Annotated in this window: 20 protein-coding genes, 2 other RNA genes and 1 riboswitch; of the genes, 13 read left to right on the top strand and 9 right to left on the bottom strand. The window is 66.1% G+C overall.

Translation table 11 applies throughout. From position 1 onward, the window contains the following. Positions 1 to 95 precede the first annotated feature (95 nt). The gene (locus ACCQ09_RS17730) at positions 96 to 1031 is read left to right on the top strand and encodes a Gfo/Idh/MocA family protein (RefSeq protein WP_016945092.1); all 936 of its coding nucleotides are present in this window, start codon (positions 96 to 98) and stop codon (positions 1029 to 1031) included. Here the strand turns inward: ACCQ09_RS17730 and ACCQ09_RS17725 are convergent. The 6 genes from ACCQ09_RS17725 to ACCQ09_RS17700 form a co-directional block, all read right to left on the bottom strand. Next, entirely contained in the window at positions 990 to 1910 is a 921-nt protein-coding gene (locus tag ACCQ09_RS17725; RefSeq protein ID WP_228427877.1) for a hypothetical protein, read from the bottom strand. The two genes, ACCQ09_RS17730 and ACCQ09_RS17725, sit on opposite strands and share 42 nt — an antisense overlap. 27 nt (positions 1911 to 1937) lie before the next feature. Beyond that, the gene (locus ACCQ09_RS17720; protein ID WP_228422057.1) at positions 1938 to 2099 is read right to left on the bottom strand and encodes a hypothetical protein; all 162 of its coding nucleotides are present in this window, start codon (positions 2097 to 2099) and stop codon (positions 1938 to 1940) included. Between the two features lie 11 nt (positions 2100 to 2110). Further along, positions 2111 to 2698: a histidine phosphatase family protein gene (locus tag ACCQ09_RS17715; protein WP_011035983.1), complete on the bottom strand. Its 588-nt coding sequence runs from the start codon at positions 2696 to 2698 to the stop codon at positions 2111 to 2113. Next, positions 2613 to 2819, bottom strand: a complete 207-nt coding sequence (locus ACCQ09_RS17710) for a histidine phosphatase family protein (protein WP_075272220.1) — start codon at positions 2817 to 2819, stop codon at positions 2613 to 2615. Before ACCQ09_RS17710 ends, ACCQ09_RS17715 begins: the two co-directional genes overlap by 86 nt. Positions 2820 to 3246: 427 nt before the next feature. Then, positions 3247 to 4617 (bottom strand): alpha-amylase family protein, encoded by a 1371-nt coding sequence (locus ACCQ09_RS17705; protein WP_228427878.1) that lies wholly within the window; start codon positions 4615 to 4617, stop codon positions 3247 to 3249. 443 nt (positions 4618 to 5060) lie between these two features. Then, positions 5061 to 5136, bottom strand: a non-coding RNA gene (locus ACCQ09_RS17700) — sX9 sRNA. A 171-nt stretch (positions 5137 to 5307) separates the two neighbouring features. On the opposite strand from ACCQ09_RS17700, the gene ACCQ09_RS17695 reads away from it, so the two are divergent. Together ACCQ09_RS17695 and ACCQ09_RS17690 are read left to right on the top strand one after the other, a co-directional pair. Next, entirely contained in the window at positions 5308 to 5853 is a 546-nt protein-coding gene (locus ACCQ09_RS17695; protein WP_011035985.1) for a DUF2058 domain-containing protein, read from the top strand. A 189-nt stretch (positions 5854 to 6042) separates the two neighbouring features. Then, positions 6043 to 6600: a DUF3228 family protein gene (locus tag ACCQ09_RS17690; RefSeq protein ID WP_043921613.1), complete on the top strand. Its 558-nt coding sequence runs from the start codon at positions 6043 to 6045 to the stop codon at positions 6598 to 6600. A 99-nt stretch (positions 6601 to 6699) separates the two neighbouring features. Here the strand turns inward: ACCQ09_RS17690 and ACCQ09_RS17685 are convergent, their stop codons facing one another. The 3 genes from ACCQ09_RS17685 to ahcY form a co-directional block, all read right to left on the bottom strand. Further along, positions 6700 to 7008 carry a hypothetical protein gene (locus ACCQ09_RS17685; RefSeq protein ID WP_227971426.1) on the bottom strand — a complete coding sequence of 103 codons (309 nt, stop codon included), beginning with the start codon at positions 7006 to 7008 and terminating at the stop codon, positions 6700 to 6702. Between the two features lie 16 nt (positions 7009 to 7024). Next, the gene (locus ACCQ09_RS17680; protein ID WP_014506700.1) at positions 7025 to 7276 is read right to left on the bottom strand and encodes a hypothetical protein; all 252 of its coding nucleotides are present in this window, start codon (positions 7274 to 7276) and stop codon (positions 7025 to 7027) included. A gap of 335 nt (positions 7277 to 7611) precedes the next feature. Beyond that, positions 7612 to 9054 carry an adenosylhomocysteinase gene (gene ahcY, locus ACCQ09_RS17675; RefSeq protein WP_050911694.1) on the bottom strand — a complete coding sequence of 481 codons (1443 nt, stop codon included), beginning with the start codon at positions 9052 to 9054 and terminating at the stop codon, positions 7612 to 7614. Between the two features lie 30 nt (positions 9055 to 9084). Then, positions 9085 to 9199, bottom strand: a riboswitch (S-adenosyl-L-homocysteine riboswitch). Between the two features lie 122 nt (positions 9200 to 9321). Here ahcY and ACCQ09_RS17670 point away from each other — a divergent pair. From ACCQ09_RS17670 to ACCQ09_RS17625, 10 genes are all read left to right on the top strand, one after another. Continuing rightward, positions 9322 to 11829: a S9 family peptidase gene (locus ACCQ09_RS17670; protein ID WP_057673216.1), complete on the top strand. Its 2508-nt coding sequence runs from the start codon at positions 9322 to 9324 to the stop codon at positions 11827 to 11829. Positions 11830 to 12106: 277 nt separating this feature from the next. Next, entirely contained in the window at positions 12107 to 14821 is a 2715-nt protein-coding gene (gene ppc / locus ACCQ09_RS17665; RefSeq protein ID WP_228427851.1) for a phosphoenolpyruvate carboxylase, read from the top strand. A gap of 80 nt (positions 14822 to 14901) precedes the next feature. Further along, complete coding sequence (locus tag ACCQ09_RS17660; RefSeq protein ID WP_014506704.1) at positions 14902 to 15474, top strand: TetR/AcrR family transcriptional regulator; 573 nt, start codon at positions 14902 to 14904, stop codon at positions 15472 to 15474. Then, positions 15471 to 16514: a DUF4105 domain-containing protein gene (locus ACCQ09_RS17655; protein WP_012439198.1), complete on the top strand. Its 1044-nt coding sequence runs from the start codon at positions 15471 to 15473 to the stop codon at positions 16512 to 16514. Before ACCQ09_RS17660 ends, ACCQ09_RS17655 begins: the two co-directional genes overlap by 4 nt. Next, positions 16511 to 18574 (top strand): esterase/lipase family protein, encoded by a 2064-nt coding sequence (locus tag ACCQ09_RS17650; RefSeq protein WP_228427852.1) that lies wholly within the window; start codon positions 16511 to 16513, stop codon positions 18572 to 18574. The genes ACCQ09_RS17655 and ACCQ09_RS17650 overlap by 4 nt, the downstream gene beginning before the upstream one ends. A 185-nt stretch (positions 18575 to 18759) precedes the next feature. Then, positions 18760 to 19971, top strand: coding sequence for an OmpA family protein (locus ACCQ09_RS17645; protein ID WP_488646139.1), 1212 nt, complete (start codon positions 18760 to 18762; stop codon positions 19969 to 19971). 60 nt (positions 19972 to 20031) lie between these two features. Then, positions 20032 to 20106, top strand: a non-coding RNA gene (locus ACCQ09_RS17640) — sX9 sRNA. Positions 20107 to 20292: 186 nt separating this feature from the next. Then, positions 20293 to 20694, top strand: coding sequence for a hypothetical protein (locus ACCQ09_RS17635; RefSeq protein ID WP_228427854.1), 402 nt, complete (start codon positions 20293 to 20295; stop codon positions 20692 to 20694). Positions 20695 to 20826: 132 nt separating this feature from the next. Then, on the top strand, positions 20827 to 23598 hold the full coding sequence (locus tag ACCQ09_RS17630; RefSeq protein ID WP_040941766.1) for a TonB-dependent receptor: 2772 nt from the start codon (positions 20827 to 20829) through the stop codon (positions 23596 to 23598). Beyond that, positions 23588 to 24919, top strand: a complete 1332-nt coding sequence (locus ACCQ09_RS17625) for a histidine-type phosphatase (RefSeq protein WP_040941765.1) — start codon at positions 23588 to 23590, stop codon at positions 24917 to 24919. The genes ACCQ09_RS17630 and ACCQ09_RS17625 overlap by 11 nt, the downstream gene beginning before the upstream one ends. Positions 24920 to 24964 lie beyond the last annotated feature (45 nt).

Genomic DNA, 24964 nt, shown 5'->3' with positions numbered 1-24964 from the left:
TGCGACACCTCTCGCCACGCAGCCGTGCGCACGACGACGCAGGGCTGCCGGTGTCATCTGTGGGTCGTCATTTCCTCATGAGCACGAAGGTTTCGATGAAGCATCCAGACGCATTGCGCATTGCCCTTGTCGGTATCGGCAAGATCGCCCGCGACCAGCACGTGCCCACCATCGCCGCGCGCGACGACGTGCAGCTGGTGGCCACCGTGAGCCGGCATGGCACGGTGGATGGTGTGCCAGCGTTCCAGACGCTGGAGGAGGCGTTTGCCGCGCATCCGCAGATCGAGGCGGTGGCCTTGTGCACACCCCCGGTGGGGCGGCATGCCCTGGCGCAGTCTGCGCTGGCGGCCGGGCGCCATGTGTTCCTGGAAAAACCACCGGCGGCCACCCTGGCGGAGATCGACGACCTGCGCGTGATCGCCCGGCAGGCGCAGCGCAGCTTGTTCACCAGCTGGCACTCGCGTTGCGCGGCCGGCGTGGAGCCGGCACGGCAGTGGCTGGCCGGCAAGCAGCTGGTGCGCGTGCACATCACCTGGAAGGAAGACATCCGCCATTGGCACCCCGGCCAGGACTGGATCCTGGAGCACGGTGGCATGGGCGTGTTCGACCCCGGCATCAATGCGTTGTCCATCGTCACCCATCTGCTGCCGCGGCCGTTCGCGCTGCGCAAAGCCACGTTGCACACACCGAGTAATCGGCAGGCGCCGCTGGCGGCCACGCTTACCTTCGCCGATACCGACGACGTACCGGTGACTGCGGAATTCGATTTCCTGCAGACCGGCCACCAATGCTGGGACATCGCGGTGGAGACCACGCAGGGAGCGCTGGTGCTGAGCGAGGGCGGTGCCAAGCTGCACATCGATGGCGTCGCACACAGCGTGCCTGCGGCCAGCGAATACGACGGGCTGTACGCGCGTTTCGTGCAACTGGTGCGCGCGGGCGAGTCCGAGGTGGACACCACGCCCTTCGTGCATGTGGCTGATGCGTTTTTACTGGGCGAACGGCAGGTGACTGCGCCGTTTGCGTGGTGACGGTGCGCGCGTAAGGCGCAGCGTTGGCAGGCTCGCCATGTACCTGTTCACGGCGTTCCAGTGCATGGAACGCCGCCGAGACGCCATTGCTAGAGCGTCTGAGAACAGGCGCGTCTTGACCTGCCGCGTGTCGAGCACGGTGCATTGATCCTGTGTATCCACCGCTTGCGCGTCACCGATGCTGTCGGTCGCAGCACGCACCGGCGTTGCCACAGCGGGCGCAATCTGTGCGCGGAAGCGCCTGACGATCAGCGCTTCATCCAGGTAGGCGAAGACGAAGAAGCCCAACAGGGAGCCGGCCACCAGTGTCGGCGCATGCAGGAACGTGCCGGGTAACAGCAGGCTGAGCCACAGGAAAATATTCGGCGAGGTCTGCAGCAGATGGATATCGGCCACGATCGCGGCATGAATGGTCCTGCCGGTCATCCGTTGGTGCAGCCGTAGATACAGCGCGCTGCAGAAGCGGCTGGCCACAAGGACGCAGAACGGGAGCAGCAACGCGGCCCACGCATGCCAGCCGCAGTGGCGCAGGGTGGCCGGCAGTGCATCGCCGTCCGCGCGCAGCGCCACCAGAAATGCCAGTGGCACCATCGCCAGCGCACCGACCCAGCTCCAATTGGTGGCGAGCTTGCCGGCCGCGATGGGGCGCGCGTGGCGCCAGGCCTGGCCAAGCAGGCAAGGCAGCGCCAAGGCAACCACCAACACCACGAAGAAGCGCTCCAGCGCATGCGCGTTGCCCAGCACTTCGCGATGGTCCAGGAACAGTACCAATAGCAGCAGCGGCAGCACGATCGACAAGACCAGCGTGTAGCGCGCGGCAAAGAAATAGTCGCCCCCACGTGCCAGCGAGAACGTGGGCACCGACAACGCTGGCGGCACAATGAGCAACAGGCCCAGGACATGCAGTCACGCGTTCTGCGTGCCAACCAGCAGGGCTATTGCCAGCAAGACACGCCCCACACTGAGCGCACCCAATGCGATGTTCTCCGGGCCGCTGGTCAGGCGCAGTGCCCCGGGCTCGATCCGGAGCGACAGGAAGAACGCATTCACTGCCAGCAAGGCGATCACCGCAACGCTGGCTAACGCAGGTGGCAGCGCTGCGCCCATGCACGACAGTGCAAACCACCGAGCGTGGCGAGCAGCATCCAGCGCAGCAGGTGGATTTCCGTCAATTCGCCCAGCGTATTGAGGTGTGACGAACTGCGCGCGGTCAGTTGCTTGAGTTCGTCCCATGACAGCGGGCGCGAGTTGGGCAAGCGGAAGTCGATGTACTCCGCTGGCGGCAGCCCGGATGCGATCAGCGCTAAGACTTCCACGATGTATTTGTGCGCGACGACCAGCACGTGCTTGGCTTGCTGATCCAGCGGCGCCAGCACGGTCTCGTAGTAGGTCTTGCAGCGGGCGTACATATCCATCCAGTGTTCGCCGTCCGGTGGCGCGCCATCGGCATCATGGAAGTAGCGTTCAAACACCGCATGGCCGACCGACTTCTTGATCAAGGTCTTGTTCTTGCCGGCGAAGATGCCGAAGTTGCGTTCCACCAGTGCCGCGCTGGAAACGACCTCGGGCATGGGCGCAACGTCATGCAGGATGATGGCTGCCGTTGCCTGCGCGCGCTCCAGCGTGGAGACATGCACCTGGTCGAAGTGCAGTGCGCGTTGCTGCACGTAGCGCGGCCTGCTGCGCCTGATGCCGGCCGAGCCGGGTCAGCGGCGAATTCTGGGAACCAGCGAAGTAGTTCTGTTCGTTGGCGAGCGATTCCCCATGGCGGACAAAGTAGAGAGGCATCGCATGCTCCGGCGTGCACCATCGATGGGGGAGGGCGATGTCATGCGTGTAGTGCTCGCATGGCGCTCGCCACGATGGTCGCCGCGCAGCAGAAGGAAGCAATTGCAGCGACCGCTCGTAGGTACGCGCGCCGTGCGAACGGGTTGCATTGATGGGTTGCGGTGCGCGGACAGTTCATCTTTGGTTGGCATGCGCGCGAGGGCGCCTGCTGGTAACCGTGCGCGTCATCGCGTGGTCCTGAAATGCCGCCAGCAATGAAAAAGATGCGTCGTTGTAGATTTTTTCGGTTGCCGAACGCATCGACGCCTTCATGCGGGCTGCACCCATGAAGGCGTCGGTGTTGCTACTCAGCGGGATCTGCTGGTGTTCCCTGGTTGCCTGGATGTCACCTACGGAAAACAGACCGTGCTGCAGCGCGTCTGCAAAATCAACGTCGCCACATACGCGCCTGCCGCGCCGGCAGGGTGAAGGTGTACGAGCCACTGGAGATGCGCACCACATTGCCGGAACCCAGTGCATCGACGTAATCCGCATTCCAGAACAACACGCTGCCGTTCATGGCAACGGTGGTGTTGACCGGGTTGCCGCACTTGTTGATGCCCACGATGCCGAGGCTGCCGCGGCGGAACAGGATGTGGCAGGCACTGGATGACAGCACCTGCATGTCGCTGCCCTGCACGCCGTTGTGGAAGCCAATCATGCGGCGCAGATCATCGCGCAGATAGGCATTGACCCAGCGGTTGTCGCCGCTTTCGTTGTTGTCGGTGTAGACCATCGGCACGCCGCCGTTGCGGCCCAGCAAGTACGCATAGGCCAGCGTTTCATCGACCGGGTCGAGAATCGCGTAGCGGAAGCCCGCGTTATTGGGGATGTCATGCGTTACGGCAAAGGTGACTGCGCGATTGCCCGGCAAGGCCTGCCCGGTGGACGCCGGGTCCACCAACTGTTGCATGCTCGCACCCACACCGAAGGCATTGCGTACCGCGTTGAACAGCGGGAAATCGTAGGCGGCATGCGGGGTGGATTGCAGATACGGCGCCAGGAACTGGTCGTAGTCGCCATTGCCGCTGCCACCGCCGGTGATCACTTCACCAAACACGTACACACCGGAGCGGATGCCGGCATCGAAAACGCGGTTGAGATGGTCGAAGGTCATGTGCTTGGCCGCGTCCACGCGGAAGCCGGTGACGCCCAGGCCCTTGAGCGCCTGCAGGTAGGCGCGCTGCTGCTGCACCACCCAATCGTTGCTGAGCAGATCCGGCAGGCCCGGATCGCTGCCGCCGCCGCAGATGCGGTAATTGCGCACCTGGAAGGCATCGTTGTAGTTGCTGATGCATTGCGCCGGCCCGAAATCACTGGCGCTCAAAAAGTTGGACTGCACCGTGCCGAACAGGCGCAGTGCATCGTAGCGCCCAGGATTGGCTGCGTACTGCGCCAGCACCGCGCTGCCGGGGTAATTGAGGTCCGAGCGCGTTGCTGCTTCGTTGGCCATGTGGTTGAACACCACGTCGGCATAGGTTTCCACACCGTTGTTTGCCAGTGCCTGCACCATGCGCGCGAACGCGGTGGTGTCGCCGAGTGGATTGTCGATCAAGCGGATATCCTGCGGCTGGTAGCGCGCCCACCAGGCACTGCCTTCGGAGCGATAGGCCGGTGCGACCAGTACCTTGCGATACCCGGCATCGGCGATCTGCTTGGCGCGCGCTTCTACCGTGGCGTAGGGCCAGTTGAACGCATGCAGGATGACGTCGGCCTGTGCGCTGGCGGTGGTCAGCAACAAGGTCAGCGCGATCAACAGCAACTGGTGAGCGCGTTGCCAGAACGTGCGTGGACAGGGGCGAGAGGTGGCGTGCATCGGGTGTGTCTCCTGATCAGTGGACGCACGCATCCCGCACAGCGATGCATGCAGCAATGCCCTCCGGCCCCTGTTCCGGAAAGCGCGCCCCACGGCGTGCGGCGCGCGGTGATGCTAAGCGCGCATCGCGGCGCAGCATTGACCCTGTGCATACGTATTCACTGCACAACAGCCGCGAAACGTGCGGCCGGTTCGATGCCGAGGGCGTGCACGGTCGCACTCGCACCGATGCACTGCGCGCGGTGCTGATGAATGGCGGCGGTGGTTGCCGGTATGGATGCCGTGACGTCCAGCAGGCCGGGCTCGGTGCGCAACCTGCGCGCTACAGGCAACGACGGCAGCCCAGTGCAGCAGCGCGTGCACAATGGCTCAGCGGTATGAAGAGCGGCTACCGAAACGTAGCGAGCAAGTTGTCAGGTGGGTGCGGCCGGCGCGGAGCACCCGGAGTGTATGGGGGTACATGCCGATTCCTAGCACCGGCCGCGCCCGGCTGGCGCCTGCAGGCGTTTTGATAGCGGCGCTAAGCCTGAACAGCCTGGTTCAGGCCTCCTGGCCAGCGGCACCTCGTGCACCAGGGCGGCCACCACGCCGGCCGCGTTAAACTGTGTGCACGTCACCGGTTGGTCTTCTCGCATGCGCAATCCTCTTCAAGAACAACTGCTCAAGGCAGGCCTGGTCAAGAAAGCCCAGGTGGACAAGGTGGCGCGCGAGCAGAACAAGCAGCGCCATGCCAAGGGTGCACCGGCGGCCGCAGCAGACCCGGACAAGGTGGATGCCGCCCGCCTGCAAGCCGAGCGCGCCGAGCGCGACCGCGCATTGGCCGAGGAGCGCAACGCGCAGCTGCGGCAGCAGGAACTGGTGGCGCAGGTCCGCCAGATCATCGAGACCAGCCGCGTCAAGCGCGAAGGCGAGATCGATTACCGCTTCAACGATGGCAGCGTCATTCGCAGCGTGCTGGTCAGCCCCCTCTTGCGCAGCCAGCTGGCCAGTGGCGCGTTGGTGATCGCGCGCTACGGCGAGGGTTTCGAACTGATTCCGCGTGCCGCGGCCGAGAAGGTCTACAGCCGCGATGCCACCGTGGTGGTGCTGGATCATGGCCGCGCCGCAGCGCCACCATCGCCGGACAGCGACGACGACTATTACAGCCAGTTCAAGGTGCCGGACGATCTGATCTGGTAAGCCGGATGCGGGCACCGTGATGCGTGCGCGCCGCGTCGATGGCGGGCAACGCGCGTACAGGTAGCAGGGCGATGTACTGCTGCCAGCACATCTGGCGGGTCACCGCAGACCAAGGCGCGGGAGGAGCGCTTGCGTGAGAACGATGCGCCCGCGTTACCCTTGCACGCTGTACCGCTGCCAGCACGCGCCATGTCGATTGTTCTTACCCCGTTTGCCCGCCCGCGATTGTTTCCGCGCGATGGCCGCCGCAACGCCATCCAGGACTGCACGCCCGAGCAGTTCATCCAGCGCCTCAACGATGAAACGCCAGTGCGGGTGATCGAGGGCTACGCGCCATTCTGCCGGCTGCATGCGCATCGCAATTGGACCTCGACACGCTGTCTGACCGTCCCCATCACCGATGCCAATCGCCATCAGCTGCGCTCCGCCTACGAGGCACGCAATTCGCAGGAATTACCCGTCCTGGTGCGCTGGTTCGAAGGCGTGGAGCCATCGGTGGCTAACTATCTGCTGCCCATCCTCTACAGCCGCGATCAGCTGGCCAAGGAGGGCAGCCCCATCGACGCGGACTGGGGCGTGGTCGGTTGTCTGTACACCGCCGAGCCAGACGAAATTCCCATGGCCCCCATCACCATGCTGCGCAATGCGCTGGGTGTGCAAGAGGGAGGTTCCGGCGTGCCGCTGGATCGCGATGCCTACCGCCGCGCGGTGGCGTTCTGGGATGCCAACGCGAATTGGCGCCCCTGACGCGAGGCGTTGGGCGTAGCGGTTGCACATGGGCCTGCGCCTTCGTCTTCGTCAGCTGCCTGCAGGCGACCGGCGTTCACGCACCGCGCTCAAGCAGCGTTAGCCGACGCCGAGCACGGGCATCTCAGGGGCCGCCCACGTCACCGTGATGATGGCGCCGTGCACCCGCCCTTGCTCCCTAAGGTGCGCAAAGACCGCGGCGGGTGGCCAGCCTGCAGGCGCATCGGCAAACGGAAGCTGCAGCGACTGCAGCAGGCTGAACATCTCGGCCTGTCGCTCCGGTGTGCGGACGTCCAGCACGATCCCGTCGCTTGTCGCGGCACCTTGCGCCAGTAGCGTTTGATACGCGGCGCCTGGCGCGCAGGTGACATGGATCTGATGTTCCATCACGGCGCGGACATGATTCACCGGCAGGTGCAGCCGCTCAAAGTTCGCTCAGAATCTGAGTGCGTCGCTGGGTGTACTCGGCGTCGGTGATCAGCTGCTGAGACTTGAGCCGATCCAGTTCGGCCAGCCGGGATTCGGTGGTCTTCAGTGCCGCTGTAGTGCCTGCGGCAGATGCACCGGGTTTGCGTGAAGCGCGCTTGGCAAGCCAGACGATCGCGCTGATGACGGCAGCGATGATGCCGAAAAACACAAGAACGATGAGCCAATGCCAGATGCTGAAGCTACCCATGCGGTGTCCTTTTTAGATGGGCTGAAAGAGCCGGCGCGTTCTGCCGCAACCGCGTGCAGGCAAGGCAGGGGCGACGCCCGGGCCGGTACGTTACCGCCGGCGTGTGCAGCCTGTCGAGCGCAAGGGTCCAGATGCAACGGACTGATCAATGCGTCGAGCATCGAACGTGCTGAGTTGGCAGCCACGCTTGCAAGGCGAGCGAAGCACGCGGCTCAAGTGTGTGTGACCCGAACCTCAACCGCTTTGCGGTGCACTGTTCTCGGCAATGTCCTCAAACAAAAAACGGGCGCCTTACGGCGCCCGTTTTGTCTACATGGCGATGTTTTGCCAATGGATCAGTAGCGGTAATGATCCGGCTTGTACGGGCCGGCCACGTCCACGCCGAGGTAGTCGGCCTGGTCCTTGGTGAGGGTGGTCAGCTTGACGCCGATCTTCTCCAGGTGCAGGCGGGCCACTTCTTCATCCAGGTGCTTGGGCAGGATGTAGACCTTCTTCTCGTAGCTGTCGCGCTTTTCCCACAGGTCGATCTGCGCCAGGGTCTGGTTCGCGAACGAATTGGACATCACGAAGCTCGGGTGGCCGGTGGCGCAGCCCAGGTTCACCAGGCGGCCGTCGGCCAGCAGGAAGATCGCGTTACCGTTGCCGAACACATACTTGTCGACCTGCGGCTTGATGTTGATCTTCTGCACGCCCTTGAGTGCATTCAGCGCATCGACCTGGATCTCGTTGTCGAAGTGGCCGATGTTGCAGACGATCGCCTGGTCCTTCATCGCCTGCAGGTGCTCGACGGTGATGATGTCCTTGTTGCCGGTGGTGGTGACATAGATGTCGCCGCGGCCCAGGGTGGATTCGATGGTGTTGACCTCGAAGCCTTCCATCGACGCCTGCAGGGCGCAGATCGGGTCGATCTCGGTGACGATGACGCGGGCACCGTAGGCACGCAGCGATGCGGCGCTGCCCTTGCCCACGTCACCGTAGCCGCAGACCACGGCGACCTTGCCGGCCAGCATCACGTCCATCGCGCGCTTGAGGCCATCGGCCAGCGACTCGCGGCAGCCGTAGAGGTTGTCGAACTTGCTCTTGGTGACCGAGTCGTTGACGTTGATGGCCGGGATCAGCAGTTTGCCGGCTTCGGCAATCTGGTACAGGCGGTGCACGCCGGTGGTGGTCTCTTCAGAGACGCCCTTCCAGTCCTTGACCACACGCGCCCAGTACCCCGGACGCTCGACAGCCACGCGCTTGAGCAGTGCCTTGATGACGCCTTCTTCGTGCGAGGAGGCCGGCTCGTCGACCCAGGTGCTGCCGTTTTCGAGCTCATAGCCCTTGTGGATCAGCAAGGTGACGTCGCCGCCGTCGTCCACCACCAGCTCCGGGCCGGTCAGGGTGCCGTCGGGCAGGGTGAAGGTCAGCGCGTCCAGGGTGCAGTCCCAATACTCTTCCAGCGTCTCGCCCTTCCAGGCGAACACCGGCGTGCCGGTGGCGGCAATCGCGGCGGCCGCGTGGTCCTGGGTGGAGAAGATGTTGCACGAGGCCCAGCGCACATTGGCGCCGATGTCCTTGAGCGTTTCGATCAGCACGGCGGTCTGGATGGTCATGTGCAGCGAGCCGGTGATGCGGACGTCTTTCAGCGGCTTGGTCTGCGCATGCTTGCGGCGGATCGACATCAGGCCCGGCATCTCGTGCTCGGCGATGTCCAGCTCCTTGCGGCCCCAATCGGCCAGGGAGATGTCGGCGATCTTGTAATCGGTGTGTGGAACGGTTTTTGCGACAGCGTTCATCAGTTGCTCCGGTAGGCAGGCGAATGTCTGCAATTCCGGGCGCCGTTTCACGAAAAATCCCTGTCGAGCCTGGCCGTTGTTGCCCGCACTTTTCGTGCAGGTGGCAGATGAATCTGCCGTACCGGTCGCAGCGCCCCTCGACGAGGGTCTGATTATATCGGCAGCACCCCCGTCCGGCATGAATTGCCGCCCACCCCAACCAACGACAGGGGGAGCCGGGCCGCCTGGCTGCTATGGTCCAAGCCTCATTCGACACCGGGGAAGGGCATGCAGGCGAGATGCACCAGGCGGCAGGGGTGGCAACGGGGCTGGGTGGTGTTGGGCTGGCTGGCGCTGAGCGTCCCGGCCCTGGCGCAGCCGGCGGCCCCGCCGACGTCCTTGCCGACCACCGGCTACCAGCTGCCCTCCAAGGCGCTGCAGGCGGTGGTGGACGCGCCGCGCGCGCCGTTGCTGCAGCTGTCGCCACGGCGCGACCTGGCGGCCATGCTGCAGCTGCCGGCGCTGCCGGACATTGCCGAGGTGGCGCAGCCCGAGCTCAAGCTGGCCGGCGTGCGCATCCATCCCAAGACCCACGCCGCCAGCCGGTTCTCCTTCGCCAGCAAGCTGTGGCTGCTGTCGGTGGCCGATGGCAGCGAGCGCCAGATCGCCGGCCTGCCGGCGCCGTTGTCGCTGGCCGACCTGGCCTGGTCGCCCGACCAGCGCTCTCTGGCCTTCCGCCGCGAGGATGCGGCCAGTGGCGCCAACGAGCTGTGGGTGGTGGATGTGGCGGCAGGGCAGGCGCGTCGCCTGCTGGCCGACGTGAACACCAGCATCAACGACGAACTGCACTGGCTGCCCGATAGCAGTGGGTTGCTGGTGCAGCAGCAACTGCGTGACCAGGCCGCACCGCCCGCCCGCGACGCGGTGCCGGCGGGCCCGGCAATCCAGCAGACCAGTGCCGATGCCGGCGTGCGCGCAATCCGCACCTATCAGGATCTGCTCCGCAACGAAGCCGATGCGCGGCTGTTCGAGTACTACGCCACCGCGCAGCCGGTGATCGTGGCGGTGAACGGGCAGGTGCGGCCGATTGCCCCGCCCGGGATCTATCTGCACCTGTCGGTGTCGCCGGATGGCCGCTACGTGCTGAGCGAGCGCAGCGAGCGCCCGTTCTCGTATCTGGCGCCGCTGGACGCGTTTGCGCGCCGCATTGAGGTGCTGGATCTGCAAGGCAAGCTGGTCCGCCAGATCGCGCAACTGCCGCTGGTGGAAGGCTTGCCGACCGGCAATGACGCCGTACCCACCGGCGTGCGCGAAATCGCCTGGCGCGCCGATGCGCCGGCCACCCTGGTCTGGGCCGAAGCCCAGGACGGCGGCGACCCGGCGCGCGCCAGCAGCGTGCGTGATGCGGTGCTGATGCAGGCCGCGCCGTTCAAACGTGCGCCGGTCACCCTGGCCAAGCTCGGCAGCCGGTTCGAGGGCGTGCACTGGGGCCGGGGCGACCTGGCCATCATCAGCGAGAGCTGGTGGAAGACCCGCCGCACCAAACAGTGGCGCATCGCACCGGACCAACCACAGCGCGCGCCGGAACTGCTGTGGGACCGCTCCTCGCAGGACCGCTACAACGACCCCGGAACGCCGGCGCTGATCGCCGACGGCAACGGCCATGCGCTGCTGCAGACCGGTGCCGATGGCAACAGCCTGTTCCTGCTTGGCAAGGGCGCTTCGCCGGAAGGCGACCGCCCGTTCGTGGACCGCTTCGATCTGCAGAGCAAACGCACCACGCGGCTGTTCCACTCAAAGGCGCCCACCTATGCCGCACCGATCGCGCTGCTGGATACGCAGGGCACGCAGCTGTTGCTCAGCCGCGAATCGCCCGAGGAGCCGGCCAACTACTACGTGCAGACACTGGGCGACGCGGCGGCCACACCGCGGGCGCTGACCCGCTTTGCGCACCCGTTGCCGCAATTGCGCGGCGTGCAGAAGGAGCAGATCCGCTACAAGCGCAATGACGGCGTGGACCTCACCGCCACGTTGCTGCTGCCGCCCGGCTACGACCCCAAACGCGATGGCCCGCGGCCGCTGTTGATGTGGGCCTACCCGGGCGAGTTCAAAAGCGCCGACACCGCCAGCCAGGTCACCGACTCGCCGTATCGCTTCAATGCCATCAGCTACTGGGGCCCGCAGGCGTTTCTGGCGATCGGCTACGTGGTGCTCAACAACCCGGCCATGCCGATCGTGGGCGAAGGCGATGCCGAACCCAACGACACCTACCTGCCGCAGCTCATCGCCGATGCGCAGGCCGCGGTGGATGAAGTGGTGCGGCGTGGGGTGACCGACCGCGAGCACATCGCCATCGGCGGGCATTCCTATGGCGCGTTCATGACCGCCAACCTGCTCGCGCACACGCGCTTGTTCAAGGCCGGCATCGCGCGCAGTGGCGCGTACAACCGCAGCCTCACGCCTTTCGGCTTCCAGGCCGAGGAACGCAATTACTGGCAGGCGCAACCGGTGTATCAGGCAATGTCGCCGTTCAACTACGCCGACAAGATCAAGGATCCGCTGCTGTTGATCCACGGCCAGGACGACAACAACAGCGGCACCTTCCCGATCCAGAGCGAGCGCCTGTTCACCGCGATCAAGGGTCTGGGCGGCAACGCGCGGCTGGTGATGCTGCCCAACGAAGCGCACGCCTACCGTGCGCGGCAGTCGATCCTGCACATGCTGGCCGAGAGCGAACAGTGGTTGAAGATGACGCTGGGTGAGGCCAACGCGCCAGCCACTGCGCGCAAGCGCTGAAGCGCGCGTTACAGGCGGCACCGCTCCACGGTGCCGCCACTCCGCGCAATCGCTGCGCAACACCGCACACGCACGGCGGCTCCACGTAGGAGCGCGCTTGCGCGCGATGAGGCATTGCCGATAACGCCCATCGCGCGCAAGCGCGCTGCTACGACGAAGACATCAAGCGCCCGTCAACGCGATGGTTCAAGGTGAAACCGTCGCGTCTGTCGCGATCATCTAATCCTTTTGGGTTAGTCTTCGACGACTTTGCGCTTGAAGAGGGTGTGCGTTTCCGATGAACGAGTACCGCAGCAGTCTTGTCTTCGCTACCCCCGACGTTCCCTTGCGCGACGATGTCCGTCGGCTCGGTGCCCTGGTCGGTGACCTGCTCGCCGAGCAGGTGTCTGCGGACTTTCTTGAAGAAATCGAACGCATCCGCACCACCGCGATCGCACGCCGCGAAAGCGATACGCCGCCCGCCGGCTTGCTGTCGCTGCTGGAAGGCCGCGAACCGCGCGCCGCCGAGGCCTTGGTGCGTGCCTTCAGTACCTATTTCCAGGTGGTCAACATCGCCGAGCGCGTGCACCGCATCCGGCGCCGGCGCGACTACCAGCGCAGCGGTACCGACACCCCGCAGCCGGAAGGCCTGCACGATGCGCTGCGCCGGCTCAAGGCGCAGGGCGTGACGTTGGACGAGTTGAGCGAATGGCTGCCGCGCATCGACGTGGAGCCAGTGTTCACCGCGCATCCCACCGAGGCGGTGCGCCGCGCCTTGCTCGAAAAAGAACAGCTGATGGTCGCCAGCCTGGTCGACAACCTGGATGGCATGCGCACGCCCAATGAGCGCGCCACCGATGCGGCGCGGTTCCGCATGGCGTTGACCGCGTCCTGGCAGACCGCCGATTCCTCGCCGGTGCGCCCCACCGTGGAAGACGAGCGCGAGCACGTGGGCTTCTATCTCACCCAGGTGCTCTACCGCGTCATCCCGGTGATGTACGAAACCCTGGAACACGCCATCGAAGAAACCTACGGCAGCACGCCGGCGTTGCCGCGCCTGCTGCGCTTCGGCACCTGGGTCGGTGGCGACATGGACGGCAATCCCAACGTGGATGCGCACACCATTGCCGGCACCCTGGACGCGCAACGGCGCGCGGTGCTGGACCGTTATCTCAACGAGTTGTGGCAGCTGGCGAGCCTGCTCAGCCAATCCACCACGCTGGTGGCGGTGAGCCCGGCGCTGAGCGCGCAGCTGGAACGCTACCAGGCGCTGCTGCCCGACGCCGCCGCACGCTCGCGGCCGCGCCACGGCGACATGCCGTACCGCCTGCTCAACGACCTGATGCGCGCGCGCCTGCAGGCCACCCTGGACGATGCCGACGGCGCCTACGCCGCGCCTGCCGAGCTGGAACACGACCTGCAACTGATCCTGGACAGCCTGGAGGTCAACAAGGGCTTGCACGCGGGCTGGTTCGCAATGCGCCGCCTGCTGTGGCGCGTGCGCAGCTTCGGTTTCCATCTGGCGCGGCTGGATGTGCGCCAGGAATCCAGCGTGCATGCGCGCGCGGTGGCCGATGCATTGGGGCAAGCCGATTGGGACAGCCAGGACGCCACCCACCGTGCCGGTCTGCTCGGCCCATATGCCTCGGGTGAGCAGGCGTTGCCGCAGGTGGACGACGAAGGCAACGCGCGGCTGGATGCGGTGTTCGCCGCGCTCGCCGATGCACGCACGCGGCATGGTGCCGATGCGCTGGGCAGCTACATCATTTCGATGGCGCACAATCGCGCCGACGTGCTCACCGTGCTAGCGCTGGCGCGGCGTGGTGGCCTGGTCGATGACGCCGGTGCGGTGCCGCTGGACATCGTGCCGCTGTTCGAAACCGTGGACGATCTGCGCGGCGGCACCGGCACCGTGCAGGACCTGCTGGCCGACCCGGTGTATCGCCAGCACCTGCGCGCGCGCGGCGACACCCAGATGGTGATGCTGGGGTATTCGGACAGTGGCAAGGACGGCGGCATTGCGGCCTCGCGCTGGGGCCTGCAACGCGCCCAGGTGGAGCTGCTGGAGGCCGCCGCCGAACTCGGCGTGCGCCTGACCTTCTTCCACGGCCGCGGTGGTTCGATCGTGCGGGGCGGTGGCAAGACCACCCGCGCGCTGGATGCAGCGCCGCGCGGCAGCGTGGATGGACGCCTGCGCGTGACCGAGCAGGGCGAGGTGATCCATCGCAAGTACGGCATCCGCGCGCTGGCGTTACGCTCGCTGGAGCAGATGACCGGCGCGGTGTTGTTGTCCAGCCTGCGCCCGCGCGCGCCGGAGCCGCGCGAAGACGCCTGGCGGCCAGTGATGGATCTGGTGGCCGAGCGCAGCACGGTGGCGTATCGCGGTTTTGTCGGCGCGCCGGATTTCATGCAGTACTTCCGCCTGGCCACGCCGATCGATGTGATCGAACGCATGACGCTGGGCTCGCGCCCCTCGCGCCGGCTGGGCCAGGACGCGGCGTTGTCGAACCTGCGCGCGATTCCCTGGGTGTTTGCCTGGAGCCAGGCGCGTGCGGTGATCCCCGGCTGGTACGGCGTGGGCAGTGGCCTGCAGGCCGCGGTGGAGGCCGGGCACGAAGACAGCCTGCGCGAGATGGCGCAGGACTGGCCGTTCTTCCGCACCTTCCTGGACGACATCGCCATGGTGCTATCCAAGGGCGATCTCAATATCGCCGAGCTGTTCTCGCGCCTGGCTGGCCCGCTGCACGCGCGTTTCTTCCCGCGCATTCGCGACGAACTCGCGCTGACCAAGCACTGGGTCAAGACCTTGCTCGGGCAGCGCTCGTTGCTGCAACACGACCCGCGCCTGGCGTTGTCGATCCGGCTGCGCAACCCGTATATCGACCCGATCAGCGTGTTGCAGGTGGATCTGCTGCAACGCTGGCGTGCCACCGATGGCGAAGACGAAGAACTGCTGCGTGCGCTGGTGGCATGCGTCAACGGGGTGGCGCAAGGCGTGCAGAACACCGGCTGATCCGACCGTTGGTCGGAGAGTGCGTGCATTCGGTAAGCGGGCTCTGGCGCAACCGGACAAATCTGTCCGATAATGCCGGCATGACAGCTCCCCGCCCCGATGCCGCGCTCCGCCGCCGGCAGATTCTCGACGCCGCCGACGAAGTCTTCAGCGAACACGGCGTCAACGCTCCGCTAGAACTGGTGGTGGAACGTGCCGGCCTTGGCCGCGCCACGCTATACCGCAATTTCCCCGACCGCCTGGCCCTGATGACCGCGCTGATGGAGCGCGGCCTGGATGGACTGGAGCGGCTGGCAGCCGACCTGGGCGATCGCCCGGACGGTCTGGCCGTGCTGCTGCACGATGTGGCCGAACACATCGCCCAGTCCGCACCGATGGTGGATTTCTGGCGTTCGATCGAGCGCGCGCATCCGTCAGTGAAAGCGGTCGACCAGCGCGTGGTCGGCATTTTTCTACCGTTCGTACAGCGCGCCAAGCAGGCCGGCCTGTGCCGCGCGGATCTGGATGAAGAGCAGTTGGTCCTGGTGATGGACATGCTGGGCAGTTGCCTGCGTGGCAGCGACGAAGCCGAGCGCAAGCGTCTGGCACACCGCTCCGCCGATCTGCTGATGCACGCGCTGGGCATGCCGGTACCGGTTGGCGGCACGCAATGACACCGGCCACGCGTGCGCGCATCGGCCGCTGGGCATTGCGGCTTGCGGTGGTGGTGGCCGCCACCTGGGGCGGGCTGGCGATCTATTTCGCGCTCAGCGGCAATGGCGTGGTGCGCGCCGGGTGGGTGGCCTCGTGGTGCGCGATGGCGCTCGCTGCGCTGTGGGGCCTGCGGCGCCGGCGCGAGAACTGGGCGCTGGTGGGGATCTTCGCCGCAGCCTTCGTGGCGCTGGGCACGGCGTGGTGGCTGATGCAGCCCAGCCAGGACCGCGACTGGGCCGATGATGTCGCCCAGCGTCTGCGCCCGGAAGTGCACGGCAACCTGGTCACGCTGCACAACGTGCGCAACTTCGACTGGCATAGCGAAACCGACTACCAGCCGCGCTGGGAAACGCGTCAGTACGATCTGGATCACCTGGTCAGCGCGGATCTGGCGCTGTCGTACTGGATGGGCCCGGCGATTGCGCACACGCTGGTATCGTTCGGTTTCGACGATGGCTCGCATGTGGTGTTCTCACTGGAGATCCGCAAGGAACGCGGCGAATCGTTCTCCGCGCTGGGTGGCTTCTTTCGCAGCTTCGAAGAGACCCTGGTGGCCGCCGACGAGCGCGACATCCTGCGCGTGCGCACCAACGTGCGTGGCGAGGACATGTATCTGTATCGCCTGAACATTCCCAAGGCCGGCCTGCGCCGCATGTTCATGGGCTATGTGGGACTGGCCAACGACTTGAACCGCGCGCCGGCGTTCTACAACACGCTCACCAGCAACTGCACCACCATTGTGTTTGCGCTGGTGCGCCAGCTGCGGCCGACGTTGCCGCTGGATCATCGCCTGCTGTTGTCCGGCTATGCGGACGAATACGCCTTCGACCATCACGGGCTGATGCCGGGCTATGACTTCGCCACGCTGAAGCAACGTGGGCATTTCACTGCGCGTGCGCACGCCGCAGACCGCGCCGAAGATTTCTCCGCGCGCATCCGTGCAGGCATGCCGCAGGCACCGGCACCGGCACCGGCATCTGCAGCGAGCGCACACCGATGAGCCGCAGCACCTGGGCGCGGCGCGCCGTGGCAGGCGTGGCCGTGCTGGCCTGTGTGTGGCTCAGCGGCTGCGCCATGGTCACGGTGAAGGCGCGCAGCAGCGGCGATTACATCGCCCAGACCCGCGGCGACATCCTCAGTGCCGGCACGCTCAGCCAGGCCGGCAGCGAGACGCTGCAGGTGGCCGGGCTGGATCCCCAAACCTGCCGCAAGACGCCACTGCCCTGCATCGAACAGCTGCGCACGGTGGCCGGCATCGGCGATGAGCGCCGGCTGGCCACCCAGGCCGAGCTGTGGATCACGCAGGCCATCGCGTTGAGCGGGCGCACACCCGCACAGATGAGCGACGCGGCATTGGATGCGTGGTTGGAAGCGGCGCGGCATGCCTACGCATATCTGTTCTTCACCACGCGCGCGCCCAGCGAGCGGGCCTTCGAAAACCGCCAGACCCAGGTGCGCGATTACTACAACTACGCCGTACAGCAGGTGGTCGAACGCCTGTTCGTGCGCGCCCAGCAGGCCGGCGCCAGCGCACCTGCAGCCACCACGGTGGGCCGCTGGCGCGTAAATGTGGATCTGGCCGCCTACCGGTTGCCCGGCGATGGCAATACGCCGCGTGCGTTGTTCGCGGCATCGTCGCTGCGCTTCGGCGGGCTGCGTAGCACCTATCGCCGCGACGGCTTCGGTGCAGATCTGGTGGCCGAGGTAGACCCGGCGGTGGTCGGCGACCCGGCCGGCCTGGCCGTGCAGCAGGCGCTGCCCGCGCCAAAAGACCCGCAGCGGCCGTTGCCCACCTTCAGCGAGATGCCGTATGCACCGGCCACGGTCCTGCTGCGTTTTGCAGGCGACACGCTGGATGCGGTGCTGCACACCGACAGCGCCACGGTCGCGCCCTACGACCCGTATCGCCAGACCGCAGTGATGCTGCATGGCCAGCGCGTGCCATTGGCGGCCAACTTCACTGCGGCGTACGGCCTGTGGCTTGCGAAGTCGGGCTTTGCCGCGCAATCGCTGCGCTCGATGCTGGGCCGCGCGCGCGGCATCGATCGCCCGCATCTATACCTGATGCAGCCCTACGACCCGAACCGGCGCGTGCTGCTGATGCTGCACGGCCTGGCCAGCAGCCCGGAGGCCTGGGTGAATGTCGCCAATGAAGTGATGGGCGATGAAACGCTGCGGCAGCACTATCAGATCTGGCAGGTGTATTACCCCACCAACGCGCCGCTGGCGGTCAACCGCGCCGAAATCCAGGAACTGGTGCAACGCAGCCTGCGGCATTTCGACCCGCAGGGTGATGCGCCGGCCTCGCACGACATGGTGTTGATCGGTCACAGCATGGGCGGGGTGATCGGCCGCTTGCTGGTGTCCTCGTCTGGCGAGCAGATCTGGAGCAGCCTGCTGGCCGACTACCGGCTGGAAGGCGAGCGCGGTGCGCGGATCCGGCAGAAGCTGTCGCCGCTGCTGCATTTTTCGCCGATGCCGCAGATCGACCGCGCGATCTTCATCGCCGCGCCGCACCGCGGCACGCCGTTGGCCGAAGGCGGGCTGGGGCGCTTCGTCGGCCGCCTGGTGCGCCTGCCGATCGCCTTGCTGGATCGGTTCGGCGATGTGCTGCAGGACCTGGCCAACAGCGAGCGCGATGCACCGGGCGAGCCGCAACGCAAGCGGCGCCTGTTGCCGCCGACCAGCATCGACAACCTGCGCGATACCGACCCGTTCGTGCGCGCGGCCGCGGATCTGCCGATCGCGCCCTCGGTGCGCTACCACACCATCATCGGCCGCGAAAAACCGCAGGTGCCGCTACCCATGTCCGACGACGGTCTGGTGCCGTATCGCAGCGCGCATCTGGACGGCGCCGCCTCCGAACTGGTGGTGACGTCCTGGCATAGCGTGCAGGAAACGCCGCAGGCGATCCTGGAGATCCGCCGCATCCTGCACGCAGAGTTGCAGGGTGCGGCATCGTCGCCGGTGCCCGCGGCGGTGCAATCCGCGACGGATGCACCGCCCGATGCTTCGGCCCAATTGGCTACCGACGCACCGACTGATCTGGCCACGCACTGACGATCTGTCACGGCTGCGCAATTGCCTGGGCGGTCGTTGAGTGATGGTGTGCTGCAACGGGTCGCACGGCGTCGGCGCCCCAGCAACGCAGGCTTCGGTGCCTGCCTGCAGGGCCGCAGGCCCGGCTTAGCGCATTGTTTACCGCACCCGTGCTATCAGGCGGTTCCTCGAACAAGGAAGGTGCGATGCGCAAGACGCTGTTGGCAGTGCTGTGGGTGCCCATGTTGCTGCTGGGCTGCAGCCGCGGGGAGGGGCAGCAGGATCAGGCAGCTGCCGTGCCGGAATCTGCACCAACGGCGCAGAGAGCGTCTGCGTCCGCACCAGCTCCGGCGGCTGAGCCAGCCAGCAGCCCGGCAGTTCCCGAGTTCCCGGCCATTCCGCAGATCGTGGTGCCCGACATCGCCGGCGTAACTCCGGCGCAGCGCGCATTGGAAGCGTCGCTGCAGGACATCCTCGACCCGATCGACGGCGTGCGCGTGGCACCGGCGCGCTGTGACACCGGCGGAACGCTGATCAACGATGCCGGCATCACCAGCGTGGATGCCGACGGCAATCTGCTGCGCAACAGTGCGGCCGGCCTGTTCGCGCTCAAGGCCGACGGCAGTGGCACCGCCAACGTCGATGGCGGCCTGGTCCAGGTCAACGCCGATGGCAGCGGCACCATCAACAGCGCCGATGACGGCCAGAGCGAGGGTGCGTTGATCCAGGTCGAAGCGTCGGGCGCGGGCACCTACAACGGCCCGGCCGGGCTGATCAGCCTGGACGGCAAGGGCGCCGGCACCTGGAACGGCAAGCACGGCCTGGTGGACAACCACGGCGACGGTAGCGGCACCTGGAACGGGCCGCGTGGGCTGGTGACCATCAACGCCGACGGTTCGGGTCTGTGGAACGGCCCCGATGGCCTGGTGCAAAACCATGGCGATGGCACCGGCACCGTGGGCACGCCGCCACGGCAGGTACGGATGCCGCCGCTACCCAAGGTGCCGCCCGCGGGCCGGTTCCCGCTGCTGCAGAAGTTCGCGCCGCCCGGTGCGCCATGCGGGTATGTGATCACCCTGAGCGACCGCATCCTCTTCGACTTCGACAAGGCAGACATCCGCCCGGACGCGGCACGCGTGCTGGACACGCTGGCGGCTGCACTCGGCAAGGTCAGCGTCGCGCAGATGGAAGTCCGTGGGCATACCGATGCCAAGGGCGGCGATGACTACAACCAGGCGCTATCCGAGCGCCGCGCCAACGCGGTGCTCGCCGCGTTGCGCACGCGCGGCACCGCGCAGTCTGCCAGCGCCAAGGGTTATGGCGAATCGCAGCCGTTGGCGCCCAATACCGTCAAAGGGCAGGACAATCCGGGCGGGCGCCAGTTGAATCGGCGCGTGGAGTTGTTCCTGCGCACTTAGCGCAGCGATCAAAACGCCTGCGCAGCCGCCAGGCGGGCGCGGCCGGTGCTCGGAATCCTCAGGTACTGGCGGACACTCCGGTTCTTCCGCGCCGTCCGCACCCACCTGACGGCCGCTCGCTACGTTTTGGTAGCCACGCTTAGTGGACTACGCCGCGCACGCATCGCTTGCGTGCGTGGCAGCGGTGGGCACGTTTGCCTGACTCGGCTTCGATGCGCGCCTGGTGTCATCACTGCGTTGCGGCTGTAGCGAATTGCAGGTTCCATCCACGCTGACTTGCATCAGACCGTCTGAGATGCGGAAGCGCATACACGTGCTGTCGTGGCGAATTCACGCCTGATGCTGCGGGGCTGTCAGTTGTGCGCATGCATCGCGGTGATGCTCTTCTGTCTTGCAAACAGCAAACAGCAAACAGCAAACAGCAAACAGCAAACAGCAAACAGCAAACAGCAGACCGCACGCGGCGGCGGTGCATCAGCGCATCCACTACGCAATGCAGCTGCGAATCACGTCGCCGCACCGAATTCCTCAAATAGAGACCTGGTATTCATCAAGATTCATGCACGCAAACCGGCGATGCGGTCTTTCTCATTGCAGGAGCGATGCGAGCGTGACCGCTTGCGCACTTCAACGGCGCACGCCACCTGCTGCGCCATCGACTGTGCGCAATTCCGCATCACCTGCGTCTGTTTGCACCGCATCGCGTACGCGTCACCGCACTGAAATATGCCCCGGCCACCATGCGCCGCGCCTGCTTGCAGGTGACGCGCCGAGGAGCCGGTCGCGTCGAATGCCCCCACTTCCCGGTGGTCGTCATGTAGAGGCATGGCAGGCCGCTGCACTTTTGGATCTTTCATGATGCGTCGTTGTGTGTTGTTGCGTCCCTCGCGCCTGTCGCAGGCGCTGTGCCTTTCGTTGTGCATCGTGGGTGGCCATGCCGCTGCGCAAGACACCCAGGCCAACGCGCCCGCGCAGGGCCAGATGGCTACCTTGGACAAGGTCACCGTGGCGGCCACGCGTTACAACGCGACCGACATGCAGATGGCCGCTACCAACACCGTCAATGTGCTCTCTGCCGACGACCTCAAGACCACCGCGGTGCACAATGTGGCCGAAGCGCTGGGGCTGATGCCGGGCGTCAATGTCATCAACACCGGGCAATCGTATTTCGGCGGCATCGACGGCGCTGCGCGTGGCGAGGGTATGTTCTCCTCGGTACGCGGCCTCAATGCCGAATACAACGTCAACCTGATCAACGGCGTCAACGTCGCGCAAGGCATGCCGTACAGCCGCGGCGTGCAACTGAGCCTGCTGCCGCCCTCCGGCTTGCAGACCATCGTGTTGAACAAGACCTCCACCGCCGACATGGATGGCGATGCGATCGGCGGCACCATCGATTACCGCACCCCCAGCGCGTTCGATTCGCCAGACCGCCAGGGCGGCAGCATCACCCTGAGCGGGCGCATGGAAAGCCGCGCGCGTGATTACGGCGATTCCGGGCTGGGCAGTGGTGCCGCCGGCGATTGGCATGCGCGCTTCGGCGCCGATGGCCAATTCGGCGTGGCGGTCAGTGCGTACTACGACGAGCGCCATTTCGTGAACAGCGAAGTGGCCGGCGCCTCTGCCGCGCGCAGCGATGGCTCCTGGGAATTTGCCCGCACCGATGCCAGCGGCGCGCTGGCGGCAGGTACCGACCCGCAGGACGCACTGCAGAGCACCGGCGTGAACATCGGTTATTCGCAAGGCGATACCCGCCGCTACGGTGGCAACGCTGCATTCGACTGGCGCGTGGACCCCAGCCTGCATCTGTACGCCCGCATGACCTACGCGTTTGCCAAGACCGAACAGAACACCGGCTACACGCAATTTGTGCCGGCCAATGTCAGCTATACGCAGATCGGTACCAGCGGCGTCTACCAGCCGCAGATCAACCGCGTGGCCGTGCGCTACTGGTACGAAACCAACCCGGAAGAAGCAGACCTGGCCACCATCCAGTTCGGTGCCGAGAAACAGCTGGGGCACTGGACGTTCGCACCGAATGTGTTTTACGGCACCGGAAACAATGACCGCCCGGACCATGTGGAAATCTCCGCGCGCAACGATCAATACAGCTCCACCAACTTTGCCTACGGTGCCAACCGCTTCATCAGCTACGACGGCGACGGCTTCCCGATTCCGCTGCTGACGCCGGCGATGCAGGCGCAGGCCTCGGATGTCGGCAGCTTGTTTGCACGGCGGACGGGACAGATTTCCAAGCAGTACAGCGGCCAGGACAAGGGCGGCGGCAAGCTCGATGTGAGCTACGACTTCGACGACGGCGTGCTGAGCCGGATTGCATTCGGCGTGAAGTACGTGGACAGCTCGCGCAGCTTCACCGACCGCGACTGGACCAACGCCAAGTACACCGATGGCACCTTGCTGCGCGATACCGGCCTGGTGGCGCAGCGCTACGACGCGGTGTACCCGGGCCAGTACGCGCTGCCCACGCTGCGCCTGAGCAACGATGCCCTCAATGCCTTGATCGCGCGCACGCTCACGCCGGAGAGTTTCGACAGCTGCGGGCGGCTGGCGGTCAACAATCTCAACTGCAACACCATGCGCGCCACCGAAGCGGTGAGCGCGGCCTATGTGATGGCCACGCTGCGCACCGGCAACTGGGAAATCCTCCCCGGCCTGCGTTTTGAGCACACCAGCATCGACAACACCTTCTGGGCGCAGCCAGCCGCGGTGGGCGGCGTGGAGCAGGTGGGCGCCTTTGCCAACAACCAGACCCGCTACAACGTGGTGCTGCCCAGCGTGTTCGTGAATTACCGCCCCGACGGCGATGGCGCGGTCTATCGCGGCTCGGTGTGGACCAGCTACACGCGCCCGGCCTTCGTGCAACTCGGCGGCGGCCGCTCCACCGATATTTCTGCCGATGGCCAGACCACCATCACCGAAGGCAACCCGGATCTGAAGCCGATCAAGTCGCTCAACGTGGATCTGTCCGGCGAGTGGCAGAACGATGCGGGCGGCCACGCCATGCTGGCCGGCTACTACAAGCGCCTCACCGACTACATCTACGAGAGCGGTTCGGACGCCGCCAACGCTGGCGAGAGTGGAACCGCCAGCACGCGCTTCGTGCGCCCGCAAAACGGTGGCGACGGCCGCGTGCTCGGCATGGAGGCGGCGGTGCGGCAAACCTTCCAGGGCCTGCCGGCACCGCTGGACGGCTTCGGCATCGGTGCCAACGTGACGCGCCAGACCACGCGCGTGGATCTGGGCGAGGAAGGCTTCGCGCACGAGCGCATCCAGAACGCGCCGGACCTGCTCGCCAACGCCGAGGTGTTCTACGAAAAAGGCCCGTGGTCGGTGAATCTGAGTTACCACTATTCCGGCGAATACGTGTCGGTCTACGACTACCTCAACCAGGGCGCGCGTTGGGACAACCTGTGGATCAAGCCGATCACCCGCGTGGACCTGCACGTGGGCTACGCGCCCACCGACCATCTGCGCGTGGACCTGTCCGTGGCCAACCTCACCAGGCAGCACAGCTACTGGGCGCACGTGGGCCACGACAACACGGCCATCTCCGACATCGTCGATTCCGGCATGACCAGCCTGGTGACGGCCAAGTATGTGTTCTGATCCCGCTGCAGTGGTGGTTGCAGAATTGAAGTCACTGCGGACGTTCGCGCGCAGGCCAGCGCGGCTGCGGGCCGCTGCAGCTCCTTTGCGCTGGCAAACGCTCGGCGTGCTGCTGGTGGCCGCGCTGTCGCTGGGCTGTACACCACGACCGACCCCGGCGGCGTCAGCTGCCAGCGCGACCTTGGAACGGGTGGTGGTGGTGTTCCGGCACGGCGTGCGTGCGCCGCTGCAAGGCGAAGCGGCTGCGGCGCATTACGCCGACGAAGCTTGGCCGCAATGGTCCACGCCAGCGAGCCTGGTCACCCCGCATGGCCGCAAGGCGGTGCAGCTGAGTGGCGAGTATCTGCGGCAGTGGTTGGTGCAACAGGCGCTGCTGCCCCGCAATGGCTGCCCGGCGCCGGGCAGCCTGACGGTCTGGGCCAATACCGACCAACGCACCATCGACAGTGGCGCGTTGCTGGCCGACGCCCTGGCGCCTGGCTGCAACGTGCAGGCAGGGCATCGCGCGGTCGGGAGTAACGATCCGTTGTTCCGGCCGATCGAAGCCGGTGCCGTGCCTTTCGATGCGAACGCAGCGGTTGCAGCGATCCAGCGTGAAACCGGCGGCCCGGCCGCCTTGCTGCAGGGGCATGCCGCGGAATTGCAGGCCTTGCAGCAGATCCTGGGCTGCACCAAAACACCTTGTGACTTTGCGCGCATGCCATCCACCTTGAAGCCTTCGGCGGACGGTCGCGGCCTGGCGCTGGGCGGGCCGATCGACCTGGCCTCCGGCACCGGTGAAGTGCTGCTGCTGCAATACGCCGAAGGCATGCCGCTGTCGCAGGTTGGCTGGGGGCGTGCCACTCCCGAGCGCCTGGCGCAGGTGTCGCGCCTGCACGCGCTGCTGTTCGACATCTATGCGCGGCCGCATTACATGGCCTCGCGCTCGGGTGCGCCGCTGGCGCGCGAGGTGCTGCAGCGCTTCGGCGACGCGGGCGCGCCGAAGGTGTCTGTCTTCGTCGGCAGCGACACGCATATCGCGGCATTGAGCAGTCTGCTGGGCGTGCACTTCCATCTACCTGGTTATGGCGCAGACGACCCGCCGCCCGGTGGCGCGTTGGTGCTGGGCCTGTGGCGCATGCCTGACGGCCATCGCAGCGTGCGCGCGCAGTACCTGGCGCAATCGCTGGACCAATTGCGCACATTGGCACCGCTGGATCTGGACCACCCACCGTTGCAGCAGACGTTGGCGTTAGGCGTTTGCGCTGGTGAGCAGCGGATGGCGTGCCCGTTGCCGGCGTTTGCGCAGGCGCTGGAACGGCAGCTGCAGCGCTCGCCGTGAGGTGATGGAGTTGCGTTGGCGGCTTGGTCGCATTTGTGGGCGATG

It is taken from the genome of Xanthomonas sp. NCPPB 2586 (assembly GCF_041475775.2).
In the GTDB taxonomy this organism is placed as follows: domain Bacteria; phylum Pseudomonadota; class Gammaproteobacteria; order Xanthomonadales; family Xanthomonadaceae; genus Xanthomonas; species Xanthomonas campestris.
Note: the sequence above shows the minus strand (reverse complement) of the source record. Positions and strands in the feature narration are given on the sequence as shown.